This window comes from Caloramator mitchellensis (genome assembly GCF_001440545.1).
Taxonomy (GTDB): domain Bacteria; phylum Bacillota; class Clostridia; order Clostridiales; family Caloramatoraceae; genus Caloramator; species Caloramator mitchellensis.
Genome location: NZ_LKHP01000002.1, coordinates 124,670 through 144,491 on the forward strand (window position 1 = coordinate 124,670; position 19,822 = coordinate 144,491).

The 19,822-nt window shown below is 34.5% G+C and carries 13 protein-coding genes; 4 read left to right on the forward strand and 9 right to left on the reverse strand.

Going from position 1 to position 19,822, the window contains the following annotated elements; translation table 11 throughout:
* Positions 1–74: 74 nt before the first annotated feature.
* Positions 75–1,376 (reverse strand): PLL family lectin, encoded by a 1,302-nt coding sequence (locus ABG79_RS12815; protein WP_057976685.1) that lies wholly within the window; start codon positions 1,374–1,376, stop codon positions 75–77.
* Positions 1,377–1,522: 146 nt separating this feature from the next.
* On the opposite strand from ABG79_RS12815, the gene ABG79_RS02215 reads away from it, so the two are divergent.
* From ABG79_RS02215 to ABG79_RS02225, 3 genes are all read left to right on the forward strand, one after another.
* On the forward strand, positions 1,523–1,948 hold the full coding sequence (locus tag ABG79_RS02215; protein WP_083490292.1) for a DUF2935 domain-containing protein: 426 nt from the start codon (positions 1,523–1,525) through the stop codon (positions 1,946–1,948).
* Positions 1,949–1,969: 21 nt separating this feature from the next.
* Positions 1,970–2,296 carry a hypothetical protein gene (locus ABG79_RS02220; protein WP_057976691.1) on the forward strand — a complete coding sequence of 109 codons (327 nt, stop codon included), beginning with the start codon at positions 1,970–1,972 and terminating at the stop codon, positions 2,294–2,296.
* A 115-nt stretch (positions 2,297–2,411) separates the two neighbouring features.
* Positions 2,412–6,050, forward strand: a complete 3,639-nt coding sequence (locus ABG79_RS02225) for a multicopper oxidase domain-containing protein (protein ID WP_057976692.1) — start codon at positions 2,412–2,414, stop codon at positions 6,048–6,050.
* A 29-nt stretch (positions 6,051–6,079) separates the two neighbouring features.
* On the opposite strand, the gene groL is transcribed toward ABG79_RS02225, so the two are convergent.
* The 6 genes from groL to ABG79_RS02255 form a co-directional block, all read right to left on the reverse strand.
* Positions 6,080–7,705 carry a chaperonin GroEL gene (gene groL, locus ABG79_RS02230; RefSeq protein WP_057976694.1) on the reverse strand — a complete coding sequence of 542 codons (1,626 nt, stop codon included), beginning with the start codon at positions 7,703–7,705 and terminating at the stop codon, positions 6,080–6,082.
* A 22-nt stretch (positions 7,706–7,727) separates the two neighbouring features.
* Entirely contained in the window at positions 7,728–8,003 is a 276-nt protein-coding gene (locus tag ABG79_RS02235) for a co-chaperone GroES (protein WP_057976696.1), read from the reverse strand.
* 194 nt (positions 8,004–8,197) lie between these two features.
* Complete coding sequence (locus tag ABG79_RS02240) at positions 8,198–9,748, reverse strand: hypothetical protein (RefSeq protein ID WP_057976698.1); 1,551 nt, start codon at positions 9,746–9,748, stop codon at positions 8,198–8,200.
* Positions 9,749–9,802: 54 nt separating this feature from the next.
* On the reverse strand, positions 9,803–10,669 hold the full coding sequence (locus ABG79_RS02245) for a DNA-3-methyladenine glycosylase family protein (RefSeq protein WP_057977038.1): 867 nt from the start codon (positions 10,667–10,669) through the stop codon (positions 9,803–9,805).
* 469 nt (positions 10,670–11,138) lie between these two features.
* On the reverse strand, positions 11,139–13,256 hold the full coding sequence (locus tag ABG79_RS02250; RefSeq protein ID WP_057976700.1) for an SH3 domain-containing protein: 2,118 nt from the start codon (positions 13,254–13,256) through the stop codon (positions 11,139–11,141).
* 74 nt (positions 13,257–13,330) lie between these two features.
* The gene (locus ABG79_RS02255; RefSeq protein WP_057976702.1) at positions 13,331–13,987 is read right to left on the reverse strand and encodes a redox-sensing transcriptional repressor Rex; all 657 of its coding nucleotides are present in this window, start codon (positions 13,985–13,987) and stop codon (positions 13,331–13,333) included.
* Positions 13,988–14,181: 194 nt separating this feature from the next.
* On the opposite strand from ABG79_RS02255, the gene abc-f reads away from it, so the two are divergent.
* Positions 14,182–16,086, forward strand: coding sequence for a ribosomal protection-like ABC-F family protein (abc-f, locus tag ABG79_RS02260; protein ID WP_057976704.1), 1,905 nt, complete (start codon positions 14,182–14,184; stop codon positions 16,084–16,086).
* A gap of 100 nt (positions 16,087–16,186) precedes the next feature.
* On the opposite strand, the gene ABG79_RS02265 is transcribed toward abc-f, so the two are convergent.
* A complete protein-coding gene (locus tag ABG79_RS02265; protein ID WP_057976706.1) occupies positions 16,187–18,424 on the reverse strand; it encodes an ATP-binding protein in 2,238 nt (745 codons plus the stop codon).
* 253 nt (positions 18,425–18,677) lie between these two features.
* Positions 18,678–19,700, reverse strand: coding sequence for a tRNA (adenosine(37)-N6)-threonylcarbamoyltransferase complex transferase subunit TsaD (tsaD, locus tag ABG79_RS02270; protein ID WP_057976709.1), 1,023 nt, complete (start codon positions 19,698–19,700; stop codon positions 18,678–18,680).
* Between the last annotated feature and the right edge of the window lie 122 nt (positions 19,701–19,822).

The following is a 19,822-nucleotide window of genomic DNA, read 5'->3' on the forward strand; positions in this document are numbered from 1 at the left end:
TGGAATCATGAGCATATACTTGTGAAATCATTCATGGGGCCAAAGTTTAAACTCTTGTTATATCTCCACCTATTTTATTCTCTAAAAATATGCCACAATGCATTATCTGTTCCTCTTGCAAATACATCTATCCTGTTTGACCTCATAGAAACAGATGCTGGCTCAGATGTTAAAACTCCGCCCAAGTTGCTCCAATTGCTCCACCTTGAACCGTCCCAAGACTTGTAGATTAATTGATTGTTATTTCCTCTTGCAAACACATCGATACTATTTGTTCTTCTTGATGATGCAGCTGGGTCTGATGTTAAAACTCCTCCAAGGTCTTCCCAAGCGCTCCATCTTGAACCGTCCCACCATTTATGCCAAAGAGCATTGTTTGTTCCTCTTGCAAATACATCAATTCTATTTGGTCCCCAAGATACTGCCGCAGGAGCTGAAGTTAATACTCCACCAAGGTTTTCCCAATCGCTCCACCTTGAACCGTCCCACCATTTATGCCAAAGTGCATTATCTGTTCCACGCACAAATACATCCAGCCTATTTCTTGCCCATGAAGCTGCTGCAGGGGCAGAAGTCAAAACCCCTCCGAGGCTTTCCCAATTGCTCCATCTTGAGCCATCCCACCATTTATGCCAAAGAGCGTTGTCCGTTCCTCTTGCAAAAACATCTATTCTATTCGGTCCCCAGGATACCGCATCTGGGCTGGAGGTTAATACTCCTCCCAAGTCCTCCCAGTCGCTCCACCTTCGGCCATCCCACCACTTATGCCAGAGTGCATCGTTTGTCCCTCTTGCAAACACGTCAATCCTATTGTTTGCCCAGGATGATGCACCAGGACCTGATGTTAAAACTCCTCCAAGGCTTTCCCATCTACTCCATCCTGAAGGCATTGTTCCTCCTAAATTTTCAAGGGTGAATCTAATTATACTTCTTATTATATCGTTTATTCTTGCAATCGGAACTCTGAACCCTATTAGCGTTGCAAAAATCCATGGGATGTCCCTTCTTATCGCATTAAATAAAGCGTTTGTTCTCTGCTCAATTGTTCCTGAATAATTATTTGCATTTCTTACAACATAAGAAACAACCGCCCTAAAGATTGGTCTTGAAATCCTTCTTGGTACTCTATATCTTTCGAGTTCAGCATATGTGGATTCAAATCTTTGATCCACGAGTCTCATTATCCTGTTAACTTCTTGAATATTCTGTCTGAAAAATTCATCATCTTGATTTTCTTCTTCGCCCTCAAATTCTGCATTAAATTCATCATAATTAATGTCTTGTTCATCATCTTCTCCTCTTAGCAAATTATAAGCTCCCTCATTTTCATGTTCTCTCCAATATTGCCACATAAAGTAGTAAGGACAATAGAACATACAAACCCCCATAAATATTATTCACAATAATATAATATACTTAAAATTTAGATTTGTTACAATTTAATAAATAATACTTTTGTTAATTATCTTTGTAACACTTGAAAAGCTAAAACGTATAATATGTAATGTAAGTATTTTTTTAGGTGAAAAAATTGTATTGTAAATGCTATTTTAACAATCTCTGCTGTGTTATAAATGAGATAATCCTATGGAGTGAAATTTCAAGCGAACATCCGGTATTTATTAAAACAGTAGCAGCACTCACGAATAAAAATTTGAGCCAGTCTATAGTTAATAGGCTGAATGAAGTAAGCAATATGTTTAAACCTATTAATGAAAGGGCAAGAGATTTAAAAGCAGCTTGCAGACAAACTAGCTTAATTTATCTGGATGTAAAAAAATTAATCGAAGAGTTCTTGCTTCATGATGGACATTTCTTGATGTTAATTCCTGATGTTAAACAATACGGAAAAGATGATATGGTATGGCAGGAGTTGCTTGAGCATATAACCCATGAACAAAGATTTATGTTTGAGCTATTTACAAATTTTCAAGATTTATTAGATTAATATTTTTTATGGAGGGAATATATGAATAATTACATGCCTATGTGTCCTTACGCTAATCAAATGATGCCAAACATGCCAATGATGCCAATGCAGCACATGATGCCTATGCATTATATAACGCCCATGCACCAAATGATTCCGATGGTGCCAATGCTAATGGAAATGGATGATGAGGATGACGATGATGATAGAAGTCCAGAAAGAATAACAGTTGAAGAAATACTTGAAAAAATTGAGAAGAATGAACCACAAGTTTTTGCCATCATGCGTTCCTTTGGTATGCCAATGCCTATAGCACGAAGACTTGTAAGAAGAATAATTAGATTAACTTTAAGATATTCAAGATAAAGCAAAGGGTGTTTCCTGTGGAAGCACCCTTTGCTCTTAATATTCATCTTTACTATTTCTCCTAAAAACGCATTTAGATTTTTCTGCATATAATGTATTATGGAGGTGAAATAGTATGACCGATATCGATTTCAGTTCAATTGGTTCTAAAATACGAATTTATAATATAAATGCAATCAAAGCAAAGATAGTCTATAATAAATATGGCGACCACGACCCTAATGGACTTTTATATGTCCTTGCAGAAGATGAAGATGAACTTCTAAATCAAGTTGAAAATAATACAAATATACCGGTAGAAATAGTCTCTCCACTCGTTATACGAGCTAACGAAGGAGACTTGGTAATAATAAATTTTCACAACAAACTCGATTTTCCTGCTTCTATTCATATTCAAGGATTGCATTACGATGTAACTTCAGATGGTGCAAACGTTGGTTTTAATCCTACATCGGTTGCACAGCCCAATCATAAAATAACCTACAAATTTTATGCCGAAAAGCAAGGGATATATTTTTTCAGCGACCTTGGAAATCCGGTTGCAGACGAAACTGGGAGCAATGTCCATGGATTGTTTGGCGCATTAATTGTTGAAGAGGAAGGCTCAAGTTGGACGCATCCTGAAACCGGCGAGGAAATAAAATCAGGATTATATGCAGATATACACCATAAATATAATAATTCATTTAGAGAATATGTTCTTTTTTTCCATGACGAATCACCAGTTCTAAATATTCAGGGTTTACCTCCGATAAATCCATTGAATGGACATGAAGAAGATACTCATTCTATAAATTATCGCTCAGAACCGATGCGAAATAGAATACCAGAACCCTTAAGCAATTGCACTGATGAAGACTGTATGCACTCTTCATGGGTTTGGGGCGACCCTTCGCTTGTTCTTCATGCTTATACGGGTGACCCGGTTAAAATTAGAGTAATTAATGCCGGAATTAAAGAAACCCACGTTTTTCACTTTCATGTCCATCAATGGAGATTAAACCCTGAGGACCCCAACTCAACAATTATTGATTCCATTTCCATAGGTCCTCAGGAATCCTATACAGTTGTTCCTCTATACGGAGCAGGAAGTTTACAAAAATCATTTGGTGACTCTATATTCCACTGTCATTTGTATCCTCATTTCGAAGCCGGCATGTGGGGTCTTTTTAGAGTCCATGACGTCCTCGAAGATGGAACAAGATTTTACCCTGACGGAACAAAAATAAAAGCTTTAATACCACTTCCAGATAGAACTCCGCCACCAATACCGACACCCCAAAAACCCGGTTTCCCATTGTTTATTCCTGGGGTAGTTGGTCAGAAAGCGCCCGACCCTCCACTTGGTATAATTGGAGGAAGAACCCCAACACAACTTGAGATAAATAGTTTTCATCCAAATGCTGCACCTGGAGCAGCCTTTGCAAACCCCTGTCCACCAAATGCACCTTTAAAAACGTTTGAGATTGTTGCAATACAACTGCCCATTAAATATAATAACCAAAACTGGCACGACCCATTTGGAAGGATATACTGCCTTGCCGAGGATGAGCAGGATATTTTAAACGGAATAAAGGAACCTGAACCGCTTGTTATTAGAGTAAATGCAGGTGACTGCGTCGAAATAAAATTTACTAATAAACTTCCTTTGACCATTGGAGGCAACCTATTTCAATCAGTTCACATTACTACACAATGCACATGTCACGTTCACTTGGTAAAATTTGATGTATTGTGTTCCGACGGTGGTGGCAACGGTTGGAATTACTCAAGCGGGGTAAAACCAGGTGAAACTATAATTTACAGATGGTATGCTGATGAAGAACTGCATACCTGCTTTTTCCATGATCACTTGTTCGCAAACACTCATCAGCAACATGGTTTGTTTGCTTCACTAATTGTAGAGCCACCAGGTTCAAATTATATTTCGCCGTTTACTGGCCTTCCAATCAATAGTGGAACAAAAGCCATTATAGAATCACCCCATGGCAGCTTCAGAGAATTTGCATTGTTTGTTCATGATTTTGCCCTGTTATTTGATGATAATGACAAAGAAATAAATCCACCTCCCTTTCCAGATTCCCATGAGGACCCTGGAGTGATGGGTATAAATTATAAATGTGCACCGCTACAATTTAGGCCTGGAGACCCTGCATATGTATTCAGTTCCTATCTTCATGGCGACCCAGAGACACCACTTCTCGAATGTTATTCAAAAGATAGAATAATAATAAGGCTTATCGATGGTGCTCATGAAGAACAGCATATTTTTAATCTTCACAGATATAAATGGCATAAGGAAATAACTAACCCTCAAGCACCCCTTGTTTGTTCGCAGGTTATTGGGATTTCAGAGGCTTTCAACATTGAGTTTACTGCAGAAGCAGAGGATGACCAGGATGTATTATACTATTTTGCAGGGCTTGACGATTTATGGCTTGGTCTTTGGGGCATTTTAAGGGTATATGGTTCAAAAATGCCGCATCTTGTTCCATTAAACGATAGGCCAGCACCGCCTGAAAGAACAAAAGCCTTTCCAACTCCTACTGGTTCTCCACCTCCAAAGGCACAAGACCCGGGCACGCCTTGTAAATCATGTTCTAAAATTAGGCGATTTGAAATTTATGCTATTCAAAAGAAAATAATTTATAATAAATTTGGAGACAACGACCCAAACGGATTGCTGTTTGTCCTCAAGCAAGACTTGAAGAGAGTTTTAAATGATAAAATTCATCCAAAGCCGCTTATAATAAGAGCAAATGCTGGGGAATGTATTGAAATTATGCTTACAAACCTGTTGCCAGAAAAATTAACGGAAACAGAATACCCGCACATTCCCGTTGAAGTGCCTTATCCTCCATCAAACAGGGTGTCAATCCATGCTCAGATGTTAAATTATGACGTCCGTGGCTCTGACGGTGCTACTGTTGGTTTTAACAACGACCAGACCATAGGTCCAAATGAAAGCATAACCTATAGATATTTTGCAGATGATGAATATGGAACAATAATTTTATCCAGTTTTGGAGATATTAGAAATCATAGACACAGAGGTCTCTTTGGCGCATTGATTATTGAACCACAGGATTCAATTTATATAAATCCATTCAATGGAATTAAAACAAACTCAGGCGAACAAGCTATTATAATACCTGGATTTAAAGAGTCCTTTAGAGAGTTTGTCATATTGTCACACAACGGAATTGACCTACTAGATAAGAATGGAAATAGAATCCCTGAAGTTCATCATGCAGAACATCTTGATTTCGAGGACCAAGGGCATAAGGCATTCAACTACCGATGTGAAAGATTTGAAAATAGATTGCAAATTAATCCTAATAGAGACCTAGTTTTTGATTCTTGTATTCACGGAGACCCAGCAACTCCAATTTTTATCGCAAACGCAGGTGATAAGATTACTTTTCGTTATGCCATGCCTTCAGATAAACCAAGAAACACAACTATTGTCATTCATGGTCATAATTGGCTACAGCAATTGAATAACCCCTATTCTAACCTAATTGGAGTTCAAGGAGCACTCTCTGTCGGAAGTAGTTTGAATATTGAACTTATTGCTGGCGGAAAAGAGAAATTTGTAGGCGATTATCTTTATCGCTCAGGAAATATTAGGTGGGAAATAGAGCAGGGTATGTGGGGAATATTAAGAGTAGTCAAGAAGTCTTGTTCAAAGGTTAAGTCACTAATTCCTAATCTAATATTGATTTTATATAGAATATTGAATCGCAAAATTTAAGGCTGCCTCTATTGAGACAGCCCTTTTTATTAATACATATCTGGCATTCCGCCTGGCATTGCTGGTGCATCCTTCTTTTCTGGGATGTCAGCAACAACAGCTTCAGTTGTTAGGAATGTAGCAGCTACTGATGCAGCATTTTGAAGTGCTGATCTTGTAACCTTAGTTGGGTCGACTATACCAACTTCAATCATGTTTACATACTTTTCATGTAGAGCGTCAAATCCTACTCCCTTATCGCTTGCTTTAACCTTTTCAACAACAACGGCACCGTCAAGACCTGCGTTTTCAGCAATTTGTCTTAGTGGTTCTTCAAGGGATCTCTTGACAATGTTTACACCAACCTTAACGTCAGTGTCATCTATCTTTTCAGCAAGTTCTGCAACAGCTGGAATTACATTGATGTATGCAGTTCCACCACCTGGAACGATACCTTCTTCTACAGCTGCCTTTGTAGCATTTAGAGCGTCTTCTATTCTTAGCTTCTTTTCCTTAAGTTCTGTTTCAGTTGCAGCACCAACCTTTATAACTGCAACACCACCAGCAAGTTTTGCAAGTCTTTCTTGTAATTTTTCTCTATCGAAGTCCGATGTAGTTTCTTCGATTTGAGCCTTTATTTGAGCAATTCTTGCATGGATGTTTTCCTTGTCTCCTCTTCCGTTAACAATAGTAGTGTTTTCCTTTGTTACCTTTACTCTTTCTGCACGACCAAGCATTGTTATGTCTGCTTCCTTTAAATCTCTTCCAAGTTCTTCTGAGATAACTTGGCCGCCAGTTAAGATAGCTATATCTTGTAGCATTTCTTTTCTTCTGTCGCCGAATCCTGGAGCCTTAACTGCAACGCATGTAAATGTTCCTCTTAACTTGTTAACAACAAGTGTTGCAAGAGCTTCGCCTTCTACATCTTCAGCTATGATAAGAAGTTTTCTTCCCTGTTGAACTATTTGTTCTAGTATTGGAAGAATATCTTGTATATTTGAAATCTTTTTGTCAGTTATAAGTATATAAGGGTCATCAAGAACTGCCTCCATCTTTTCAGCATCAGTTACCATGTATGCACTTACATATCCTCTATCAAATTGCATACCTTCAACTACTTCAAGTTCAGTTCCCATTGCCTTTGATTCTTCAACAGTTATAACGCCTTCGCTGCCTACCTTTTCCATAGCATCAGCTATAAGCTGGCCTATTTCTTCATCAGCAGCTGAAATTGCTGCAACTCTTGCTATATCTTCTCTGCCGTTAACATGTTGTGATATCTTCTTAATTTCTTCAACAGCAACATCAACAGCCTTCTTAATACCGTTTCTTACAAGCATTGGGTTAGCACCAGCTGTTACGTTCTTTAAACCTTCTCTTATTATTGCTTGTGCAAGCAATGTAGCTGTTGTAGTTCCGTCACCTGCAACGTCATTAGTCTTTGTAGCAACTTCCTTAACAAGCTGAGCTCCCATGTTTTCATATGGGTCTTGTAGTTCTATTTCTCTTGCTATTGAAACACCGTCGTTTGTTATAAGTGGTGCTCCAAACTTCTTATCAAGAACAACATTTCTTCCCTTTGGTCCTAAAGTTATTTTAACAGTATTAGCAAGCTTATCTACACCTCTTTGCATAGCACGTCTTGCGTCTTCGCCGAACATAATTTCCTTTGCCATTCTAATCACCCCTTCAAGTAAATTATTCTATTACTGCAAGAATATCGCTTAGGTTAAGAATTGTAAACTCTTCTCCATCAAGCTTAACTTCGTTTCCTGAATACTTTGAGAAAATAACCTTGTCTCCAACATTTAACACTGTCTTGTCGTCTCTGTTTACATCTGGTCCAATTGCAACAACTTCAGCCATTTGTGGCTTTTCCTTAGCACTTCCTGGAAGAACAATACCGCTTTTTGTGGTTTCTTCAGCTTCGATTTTCTTAATAACAACTCTGTCACCAAGTGGTTTTAATTTCATCATTACCCCTCCTTGTGTATTTATATTAATTGTAATATTAACTATGTATTTTATTTTGTTAGCACTCAACTCATGTGAGTGCTAATCACACTTTTAATATTAATTAAATGCCATAATATAATCAAATTTCTATAATTATAGCAATTGGTTGAATTTTGACAATATGGGCGATTATTTCATTTTATCTTATTATTTTAGCTTTTTTCTCTGTTTTTTATTAAAATCGGTTGAATTTTAATCTCATCAATTTCATAATTTTCTTTTATGGATGTAATAAAGTCCATTAAAATTGAATATCTCGAATACTTAATGTCTCTTTTATTAAAGTCTATATGTGCTAGTATATCATTTTTTATGATCCTATAATCAAATCCATTATACAGTATCGCATCTCTTGTATTCTTCCATTTTTTTATGTAATCTTTTTCAAAATTCTTCACTCGTATATTAATTTCAACTTTTTCACATTCATTTTCCATTAGTTCAGCAATTCTGTCCTTAAGATATAGTCTTAAACCTTCATTGTTATACTCTAGCAGCTCAACTGAATAATTAATGTTATTGCTGTTAATAGTTTTGCATATAGTATAATCCCCAAAACTTGCAATTAAAAAAAGAAAAACTATCTTCCAGTCAAGTTTGAAATATATAGATAATACTGAATAAAAATACAAAACAATCACTATAGGTATGATAGTAAAAGAATTCCTTCTCTTAAAGACATTAAGCAAAACTTCAACTCTTTTGGACTTCCTTTTAAGCTTAAAGAAATTATTAATGCTGGAAACAATAAAATAGTTAATTCCAAATAACGAAAATATAAATTTAAAACTATATTTAATGTCATAAATTAAGTATACTAAAATAACGATAATCATAGCCAGCGAAACATCGACTTTGAGATTATTAATTAGAGCATTAGAATAAAGAAGATATCTGTATTTTAATATATTAGTATCTACTTTAAATTCGATTTTATTATCAAACTTCAATAGTTCATCTAGCTTATAAACTAACAAATGTTTCTTCTCTAAGATAGCTATGTTATTATCAATTTTTTTAATATCGGCCAATTCATCTAACCCAATTTTATATGGATTTATGAGCACATGTTTCCTTGTATTAATGTTAAAAATTAAAATCTTATCAACCCTTCCCGTTATGTGCAGTATTATATAATCATCAAGGCAAAAGAAACTTGCTACAATATCACTGTTGCTTTTGTAATTTAAATTATATATTTGTTCAACAATCCCATAATAATTAATCCTTAATATTTTAAATACATTGTTCTTATCAAACCCAGCTGCATATAATTTTTCTCCTGATATTTCAAAACTGCTACAGAATAATAGTTCTGTTATAAAAATCTCCCTGATTTTTTTCAACTCATTATTGAATATTTGAATAACTGAACCTTCTTCTGTGCTTCCTAAACAACATAAATTATCGTTATCGTCAAACTTAAAATCAAAAAATATTCCATTGAGTAATAAATTTTTTTCTTCAACTAAATCATTGATATGCAAACTAGTCTTTCCATCAAATAGATTATAGTAGATAAGTCTTTGATTTCTTACAATACCAAAATTGTCAAAAACTTCCTTTAAGAAAATCTTTTTGTTATCTTCCTGAAGGCAGAATATACCTTCATGCTTATTAATCTTGTCAAAATAAACAATTCTGTCATTATTAAAATCGAAACTAACAGGGCAGATTGTGTCATTTAAGTTTATCTTTTTCATGCGATAGCACCCCCTAAGTTTGCTATCTAAAATTATTAGCAAAAAACTAAAATTTTAAACCTTGTTTTCTCGAGCATAATAAAAAAGATATTGTTGTGCAAAACCAGCTAAGTCACCAAATTTATTTTTCCCAAACTGCCTTATTTTATTTAAACTTACATCGGGCGCTAAATAAAATTTTTGCATTATTTTCTTAACCCAAACATCTACAGGGAATGCATCAAACTTCTGCATTGAAAAAAGAAGGACACAATCAGCTACCTTAGGACCTACCCCTTTAAACTCCATAAGCTTTTTCATTGCCTCATCCGTATCTAATTTTTTAATCTCCTCTAAATCAATTTTCTCATCAATAATTTTTCTTACAGCTTCAGCAATATACGGTGCTCTAAACCCTGTCCCACAATCTTCCAAATCCCCAACTGTTGCTCTGGCTAATTGCTCAACTGTCGGAAAAGCATAAAATTCCATCCCTCTAAACTCAATTCTATCCCCAAATCTTATTGAAATATTTTCAACTGCCCTTTTAATCATCGGAATTCTATTGTTAGCAGAAATTATAAAGGAAATAAGCGTCTCAAATGGTTCCTGCTTTAAAATCCTAATTCCGTATCCATACTTGATAGCTTCCTTTAAAATTTCATCCTTTTCCAGCTCTCTTTTAATCTCACCGTAATCTCTACCCAAGTCAAAATATTCCCACCAGAAATTTTTATCCTCCTCTTTAGCCCCCTCAAGGCAAATAACATCATCCTTCTCGTATGCATAAACTACCTTCCCTCCAGCAACTCCTATATATCCATCCTCATATTTATTCCATCTAAAGCACTGACCGCATTCAAAAATATGCTCTAAGTGACATTCACTTGATTTCTTGAGTTCTTGAATTGTTTGACAATTTACATTTGTCTTTTGTGTCATCATCCTCGCCTCCTTTGCAAATTATTATCTTTATTATACATTTTTCTTTAAACAAGTGATAGCATGTTGTTTAATTAAACAAGCAAAAATGCAACCTGGACTTTAAGTGCGCGTTTTCTTCAGGTTATACCTTACGATAGGCACCTTTTTATATGTTCCACTCCGCAGCCACAGCGAACTTTCAACACCAAGCTATCGCGAATTCCGCGCCACAAAAAAAACGTCAATCATAATCTTCCGATTGACGTCTTGAAAATTTATTCTTTTGCAGTGAATAAAACTTGAACTATTTTTCATTGCAGAAAATCCAGTAAAATTTTCTGCACGGTATTATAAACTATATAAAGTATAAATTCTGATATTTGGGAGCTAACGAATTATACCACTTTAACAATTAAACTAATTTTCTATAATTATTTGTCCAAATTGGCATACAACTCAAGAAGTCAAGAAATCAAGTGACAGGCACCTATTTTATTTTTTCTTTAATAACATCCCAGATGCTTCTATCTTCCCATCCAAGGCTCCAGGCACCAATTCCAGGCAAATCAAATTGATTTGCTAGGTCCATTCTCCAGCCCATAGAAGTATTATCCTCAAGCCAAACTATATACTTATATCCATCTGCATTATAGGTAACAACGTTTTGCTGTGCCTTACTGTCAAAAAACATTCGTCCACCATATTGTTGCATATAATTCATGGCTGTATTCGTTGATATAGCCGAAGAGGATACTACAAATTCTTTAATAGTATTAGCTGGCACCTTTATTGAAACAGTCATTGGAATATATCCAATACCTCCATTAAATTCAACCTTATACCAATTTGAACTTTCTCCCAACAATTTATAGGAATCACCTATATTAGCCGGTTGCAGCTTTGTGCTTGAAGTTGAATTACTCGAATACACATAGTAATTAGCCTTTGTAAAGACAACTGAATCATACGGATTATTTACTACCTTTAGCTTATATAATCTTAGGTAAAATGGAACCCCAAGAACTAATTTTTCCTTTGGTATTCCAATTTCTATTAACTCTTCTATTGAATCCTTAACCCATGGATAAGACCCTACTGAACCAGCTGTCGTTGATGATGCAACATGTTCGTCGTAAGCCATGAGAATCATGTAGTCAACATAGTTTATGAGGGCTTGTCTATCATACCACTTTGACCATGTCTGGGAAGTTGAAATTCTAACAACATCTACTGATACAACCATGTTATATTTTTTAAGCTCAGCAGATAGGTCCCTTACAAATGCAGTGAACAAATCCTTGTTTGCGCTTATCGTTCCTAATGCTTCAAAGTCAATGTTTATTCCATCTACGTTATAACTTCTGGCAAGCGAAACAACCTTGCTAATTACTTTTTTCCTTACTGTCGCATTTGTAAACATTGCGTAAGCTCTATCGGCATCAAATTCAACAAACCTTGGCCAAACTTCATAGCCATTGTTGTGAGCCCTTTTTATATATTCTGGGTCTGCATTGTCTATAACATCTATACTTGAAACATTTCTATAATCTCCTGTCATATCAAACCAGGTAGGTGAAACAACATCAAGCCCTGTCTGTGAAGATTTAATATTTATATAATCGGTGTCTTCATCATAGGTTCTTGAGTTTCTACTCTTGTCGTATATATACTGCCATGCTAATGTGAACTTATCATTTGGAATGTTGTCAAGTAAATCCACCTTATCTTTGTGGACGTATCCGATTGAACTTCCCTTTATAATTTTATAAAAATCGCCTTCTATTCCAAGTATTTTGAATGATTCATTCGCAAGCAAAAGCCTGTCATCCAGCGTTCCATCCAATGTCTTAAACATCGTGACATCTTCTTTAAGCCTTATAAATCTTCCAACCAAAGGATTTTCTTCCCTGCTTGGAGTATATTTTGCAACATATTGTGAAGAAACATATCCCTTGTTTGTCTTTAGGAATGTTCCTGATTTTCCTATGATAGCAATTATATTGCCCTTGTAATACTTCCCAACTATGGCGGCTGTTGTAGAAGGGGCTTGTCTAATATTTAATGTTGAAGCAGTTACTACTGCTTTGTAAGAAGTAAAGGTCGAAGTGCTTTGGATATAATTTTTTATATAACTTGAACTGTTATATATATATCCCTTTGAGGTTTTTAAAAAGCTTCCAGATTTCCCTGTTACGGTAACAACAGTCCCTTTTGTATACTTGCCGACTATCTTTGCTGAAGTGCTTGCACTGCTTCTTATATAGATATAATTAGCAATTACCTGAACCTTATATTGCTTAAAGCTTGCCCCAGAATTTGTCGATACAGTCTTTAAATAATTTGGACTGTTATAAATATATCCCTTTGAGGTTTTTAAAAAGCTTCCAGACTTTCCTATTACGGTAACAACAGTCCCTTTTGTATACTTGCCGACTATCTTTGCTGAAGTACTTGCACTGCTCCTAATGTTTAAATAATTAGCAATTATCTGAACCTTATACTGCTTAAAGCTTGTTGTAGCAGACTTAACATCAATATATAAGACTTGTGTAACGATTAAAAAAATGACGAGAGAGAACGATATTTTCGACGAAATTTTCTTCAACTCCCCACTACCCCCTTATTTTTTAAATTTTCGACATATATTTACGTTAATTATAAATAAAAAAAAGGCGTAATTCAACGCCCAATTTTTTCCTTAAACAATTCACTTTCATTAAGTCTATAGCTAAGTGTCAAAAGGCTTTCGCTAAGATGAACATTCTCAACTATTACATCTTCTGGAACAGCAATATCAGTAGGTGCAAAGTTCCATATGCCTTTAATTCCCGACTTTACAAATGCATCTGCTATTCTTTGTGCTTGTTCCTTTGGAACACAAATAATACCAATGTCTGCAGGATTATTCTTTAAAAATGATTCAAGATTGTCAACATCCTGAACTTCTATATCCCTGATTCCCATCCCAATCAATTTAGGATTCCTATCAAATATACCTATCAGGTGAAAACCTAACTTTTCAAAATTTGTGTAATTAGCTACTGCCTGACCTATATTTCCGGCCCCAACGATAACTGTTTTATATTCCTTATTAAGTCCTAGTATTTTTCCTATTTCGTCCCTTAGCGCTCTGACATTGTATCCATATCCCTGTTGGCCAAAATCACCAAAATTATTCAAATCCTGTCTTATTTGAGAAGCTGTAAAACCTATTCTTTCAGATAATTCCTTTGATGATATTCTTTCAATGTCATTTCTTAATAACTCTCCTAAATACCTATAATACTTTGGAAGCCTTCTGATAACAGCCATCGATATTACTGTTTTTTTACTCATTATATCACCTAACCCATTGTTTATATTTTAACATTTGTTCTTAAAAAAAATTGTAGCATTTTTATTTAATTATATAGCAAAATTAAAATTTTGTGAATACTTGTGAAATAATTTATGCCTTTAAATTCTATATTTTGACTTTATTTCTTCGTAATTATATAATATACTCGTAAATTTAATTCTGAGGTGGAAAAATGGTAGTATTAGAAGCCCAAAATATTTCAAAATCATACGGAACAGATGTTATTTTAAAAGATATAAATTTAAAAATTGAAGATAGCGAAAAGGTTGGACTCGTTGGTAAGAACGGTGCAGGTAAAACCACATTGTTTAAAATATTATCAAAGCAAATCGAGCCTGATAATGGAGCTCTTTTTATTTCTAACGATAAGACAATAGGCTACTTAAGCCAGAACATTGAATTCGAAATAACAAACAATGTATTTGAAGAGGCGCTAAAGGTATTTGAAAATGTCAAAAATATCGAAAATAGATTGAGAGAACTTGAATTGTTGATTTCCAGTGAAAAGGATGAGCAAAAGCATAGCGAGCTTTTAAATGAATATGGAATTTTATTAGACAAATTTGACATGCTCGATGGTTATTCGATTGAAAATCAAGTAAGAAGAATTTTAACAGGTCTTGGAATACCATCTTCAGATTTTACTAAGAGCGTGGTAAATCTATCAGGCGGTCAAAAGACAAGATTATCACTTGCAAAGCTCCTTTTAAAAAATCCTGACATTTTGCTCCTTGACGAGCCTACCAACCATCTTGATTTAGAGGCAATTAAATTTTTAGAAGAATTCCTTAAGGAATATAGAGGCGCCTGTATAATAATTTCACACGACAGATACTTTTTAGACGTTATTACCACAAAAACATTTGAGCTTATAAATGGAACAATTGAAGAATACAACGGCAATTACACATATTTTATAAATGAAAGACAAAACAGGTTAGAGGAAAAACTAAAACATTATGAGCTACAGCAAAAAGAAATACAGCGACTTGAGGAGATGATTGAAAGGTTTAGGTCCTTCAACAGAGAAAAAAGCATAAAGCAGGCCGAGAGCAAAGAAAAGATGCTTGATAGAATAGAAAGAATAGAAAAACCTCAAGTATTCCAAAACAGCGTTAAAATCAAATTTGAAATTAAATTCCAAAGTGGAAATGATGTAATAAGCCTTGAAAATATTAAAAAATCCTTTGGAGATAAAACTCTGTTTGAGAATTTATCGCTTTTTATTAAGCGTGGTGAAAGAGTTGCTCTAATAGGCTCAAATGGAAAGGGAAAGACTACCCTTTTTAGGATAATTTGTGGACTTATAGAGCCAGACGCAGGGTTTGTTAGACTAGGAAAAAATGTATTGATAGGATACTATGACCAGGAACAGAGCAATTTATCAGAAGATAAAACGGTAATCGATGAAGTTTGGGATGAATATCCAAACCTTACAACCACTCAAATCAGAAATTACCTTGCAGCATTTTTATTTACTAAGGATGATGTGTTTAAATCTATATCGACGCTATCCGGTGGAGAAAAGGCAAGGCTTTCAATGCTGAAGGTCATGCTTAAAAAACCTAACCTACTTTTATTAGACGAGCCTACAAACCATCTTGATATTCTATCAAGGGAAGCTCTTGAAAATGCCCTTATGGATTATGAAGGAACTATATTTGCTATTTCCCACGATAGATACTTTCTAAACAAAATATTCAACAAGATTATAGAGTTTGACGGTAGCACCTTCTCTGAATTTATCGGTAATTTCGATTACTATATTCAAAAAAAGAATACCAATTCGGATGAAATTGTTATAAACACTGTTGGGAAAACTAAAACACAAATAAAGGACGAAAGGCGAAAAGAACGCGAAAAAAGGGAACAGCAAAAGGCAAAAGAAAACGAAATAAAGGATATTGAAAAGCAAATCGAATCACTTGAATCAAAAATAAGCGACCTTGAAAGCCTTCTTTGCCAGCCAGATATTTATTCTGAACCGGATAAGGTTGTCCAAATCACAAAGGAACTTAATTCTAATAAAGACTTATTAAGTAGATTATATGAGAAATGGGAAGAACTATTGAATTAATCCCAAGAATTATTTTATTTTACAATACCAAAAAACTTTGATATCAATGTTTAAATGAGTTTTCAGAAAACTATTAAATAGATAAATTAAGCTGTCTCCTTTAAGAGACAGCTTCTTCTTCATCTATTGATTTTTGAATTTCATTTAATGCTTTCTTTAATTCTTCAATTGAGAAAGGCTTGTTGATAATATAATCTACACAATCAAGGTCATCGTTCTTCAGCTTTCCTAGCCAGCCTGTCATTAAAATAAATGCTGCATCTTTTTTTCTTTGCTTTATCATCTTTGATATCTGAACGCCTGTAATATTAGGCATTGCAAGGTCGCATATTACAACATCAAAATTATTTTTATCGAATGTTTCGATTATTTTCTCATCATCGTTTACAACCTGTGTGTTATGGCCAAGCACCTCAAGCATCTCTGAAACTACAGCTGCAACCTGACTTTGATCATCTATTACTAGTATGTTTAGTCTTTTCTGATTTATTGAACTAATTATCTTTTCTTCATCATTAAGCATTCTCGCCCTTCTTGGGAATCGGATAATAAATTCACTTCCTTTATTTTCTACGCTGTTTACTTCTATATTTCCTTTCATAGAATTAATTATATTGTAAACAATATGCAACCCTAATCCATTTCCGCGTTCATTCTTAGTAGTGAAGAATGGTTCGAATATTCTTGATAGCACTTCATTATTCATTCCTATTCCATTATCTTTAACTCTAATTATCACGACATCCTTTTCATTATATGACTCAATTTCGATTTGTCCTCCATTTGGCATCGCATCAACAGCATTTGAAATTAAGTTTACGAATATTTCTCTAACCTCTGTAGTTATCCCTTCAATAAATGAACCTGAACGCAAATTCAACCTCATTTCAATCTTTTTCTGCTCTACTTGAGCTTCATATGCCCACTTAGGCTTAGTGATTTCCACCGAGTGAAGTATTGCCTTGTCTATATCAACCTGCTCAACTGCCTTATTTCTTTTGCTTGAAAAATCCTGAATCCTCTTAACAATTTTGGCTCCGTCCTTGGCGCTCTCCTCAATCATATCTAAATAATTACAAAGCTCACTGTCCCTAATTTTCTCCCTTAATACCTGAACATAACCTAAAATAGGAGTCAAAATATTATTGAATTCGTGTGCAATTCCACCTGTTAGTTCTCCTAAAGCCTGGAGTTTGCTTGTTAAAACCATGCTATCCTGAATCTTTTTATATTTCTTAAATTGCAGTATAATCTTTGCTACAGTCTCACAAACTTTATATAAAAATTCTGCATTATCAAACAGTGAATTATTTGTATCTCTTGAAGCTAGCCACATATATCCAAATATGTTATCATCATATTTAATGGGTATAACAACACTTGATGCTATATTATATCTGTTAAAAATTTCTTTATAATGTTTATCCAACTCATTTACATTTATTAGCCAATATTTAAGCCTATCGAAATTAACACTAGTCTTCTTCTTTAAATTATCTGAGAAATAAATTTCTATGATCTCATTAGGAACATTATATGAAATCAAATCAGTAATCCCTTCAGATTCATTTGCATTCATATCGACAAATCCAAAATTTGCATAGGATGTGTTGCAAATATATTTTAATGTAGTTTCGATTATTTCGCCTTCATTCTTTTTATAAGATACTTCAGTTGCTATATTGCTTATGAAATTATATATTTTACTTTCTCTAACTGATTTTTCTCTTCGTTTCAAAAATGTATATACTATGCCCAAAGCTTCTTCATAGGAAAAACTAACAATGTCTTTGTTATGTATGAAAATCTCGTTGATTACTTTATAAATAAAATTGGGATTCAAGTGTGTAATAGCAAAGAAGCCATCAACACCAAATTTATCAAGATTGTAAATACTTAACGCTGATATAGGGTTATTACTAAAGATATCATCCAGTTTTTTCTCATATTGATACAATATTTCTTCTCCATATTCACTTTCAAAGAAGCATTCTCTATCAGCCACCACTGCAACTCCATTAAAACCTTCCTCAATTGCATTATTAATAGTTTTGATGAGTATCTCAGTATTTAAATAAACCTTATTTTCGACAAAATAATTATACGCCGAATCTATCAAAAGTTTTCCGCTCTTAACGAGCGCATCAAAGCAATACCCATATTGTTCAAGGAAAAATTCCAGCTCCTTTAAATTTTGGGCATGTTTATATAATATGCACTTTTTGTTGTTTCTAAGCGCCCAATCAAAATATAGTGCAATTATATCCGTCACATTATCGTCATCTGAAGATATTAAATGATATCTGACCCCATCGCGTAAATATTTATCCAGTTGCATTTTTTCCTCCCAATTCTACAATATTCTACAATGATATTACTACATTTTTGTAACAATTTGCAATATATAATTTATGGATACTTAGTTGACTTTTTAAAATATTATGTAAATTATCCACACCATCCACAGGGTTATCCACATTTTTGTGTTAGTATTTTCAATTACTATATATTTTTCTCCACATTATCCACAGTTAATCGGTTTATTAATTACAAAGAAATCCACAAAGGTTCGAAAATTATCTACATTTTTTTCACAGCTTTTCCCCAATTTTTAGATTTGGATAGGCATTAATTGACAAGCTCGACACCCTTCCTTTTTTGTATGCATAGTAACCCGAAGCTGCAATCATTGCTGCATTATCCGTGCATAACTCTATAGATGGATAGTAAAACTCAAATCCATATTTTTTACATAACAAACTTAATTCGTCCCTTAACCTTGAATTTGCCGCAACCCCTCCTGCAAGTGCAACCTTATTTATCTTTTTAAGTTTAGCTGCTCTTATTGTCTTATTCGCTAAAACCTCTACAACGGACTTTTGAAAACTTGCAGCAACATCCTCTTTTTTTATTTCTATTCCTTGCATGCTCATTTTATTCAAATAATTTAAGACAGCTGATTTTAAGCCGCTAAATGAAAAATCGAATGATTCCTCCTCAAGATAAGCCCTTGGAAAGTCAATTGCATCTTCATTTCCCTGCCTTGCAATTTTATCTATCAAAGGTCCTCCTGGATATCCAAGCCCTAATGCCCTAGCAATTTTATCAAATGCTTCACCAGCTGCATCGTCCCTTGTCTTTCCTATTATCTCATATGTATCGTAATCTTCTATGTAAACCAAATGGCTGTGTCCTCCCGAAACAACAAGGCATAAAAAAGGAGGCTCCAAATACTTATGTTGAATATAGTTTGCACTGATATGCCCTTCTATGTGATTAACTCCAATAAGTGGCTTTTTCAATGATAATGAAAGCCCCTTTGCATAGGATAAACCTACTAATAAAGCACCAACAAGCCCCGGACCATAAGTTGGGGCAATCAAATCAATATCGCTAAATTTAATACCAGCCTCTTTTATTGCTTCTTCAACTATCAAGCTAATTATCTCAACGTGTTTTCTTGAAGCAACCTCGGGCACAACTCCCCCAAATCTCTTATGTATATCAATCTGAGAATAGATTACATTAGAAAGAACTTCCCTTCCATTTAACACAACTGCTGCAGAAGTTTCATCGCAGCTTGTTTCAATTCCTAATGTTAAAAATCTCTCCATAACTTCGCTCCTTTAGTTACTATTAATGACTTCGATATAATTATTATATCATGTCGACAAAAATTTCTACATTTTTCGTCAAAAAATATTAGTTTTTTACAAAATCTTAACACACAAAATTA

Excerpts from the sequence above, each read along its gene's own strand:
- abc-f (WP_057976704.1), top strand. The coding sequence starts at position 14,182 with ATGGTAGTATTAGAAGCCCAAAATATTTCAAAATCATACGGAACAGAT.
- ABG79_RS12815 (WP_057976685.1), bottom strand. The coding sequence starts at position 1,376 with ATGTTCTATTGTCCTTACTACTTTATGTGGCAATATTGGAGAGAACAT.
- ABG79_RS02220 (WP_057976691.1), top strand. The coding sequence starts at position 1,970 with ATGAATAATTACATGCCTATGTGTCCTTACGCTAATCAAATGATGCCA.
- tsaD (WP_057976709.1), bottom strand. The coding sequence starts at position 19,700 with ATGGAGAGATTTTTAACATTAGGAATTGAAACAAGCTGCGATGAAACT.
- ABG79_RS02225 (WP_057976692.1), top strand. The coding sequence starts at position 2,412 with ATGACCGATATCGATTTCAGTTCAATTGGTTCTAAAATACGAATTTAT.
- ABG79_RS02265 (WP_057976706.1), bottom strand. The coding sequence starts at position 18,424 with ATGCAACTGGATAAATATTTACGCGATGGGGTCAGATATCATTTAATA.
- ABG79_RS02245 (WP_057977038.1), bottom strand. The coding sequence starts at position 10,669 with ATGACACAAAAGACAAATGTAAATTGTCAAACAATTCAAGAACTCAAG.
- ABG79_RS02240 (WP_057976698.1), bottom strand. The coding sequence starts at position 9,748 with ATGAAAAAGATAAACTTAAATGACACAATCTGCCCTGTTAGTTTCGAT.
- ABG79_RS02255 (WP_057976702.1), bottom strand. The coding sequence starts at position 13,987 with ATGAGTAAAAAAACAGTAATATCGATGGCTGTTATCAGAAGGCTTCCA.
- ABG79_RS02235 (WP_057976696.1), bottom strand. The coding sequence starts at position 8,003 with ATGAAATTAAAACCACTTGGTGACAGAGTTGTTATTAAGAAAATCGAA.
- groL (WP_057976694.1), bottom strand. The coding sequence starts at position 7,705 with ATGGCAAAGGAAATTATGTTCGGCGAAGACGCAAGACGTGCTATGCAA.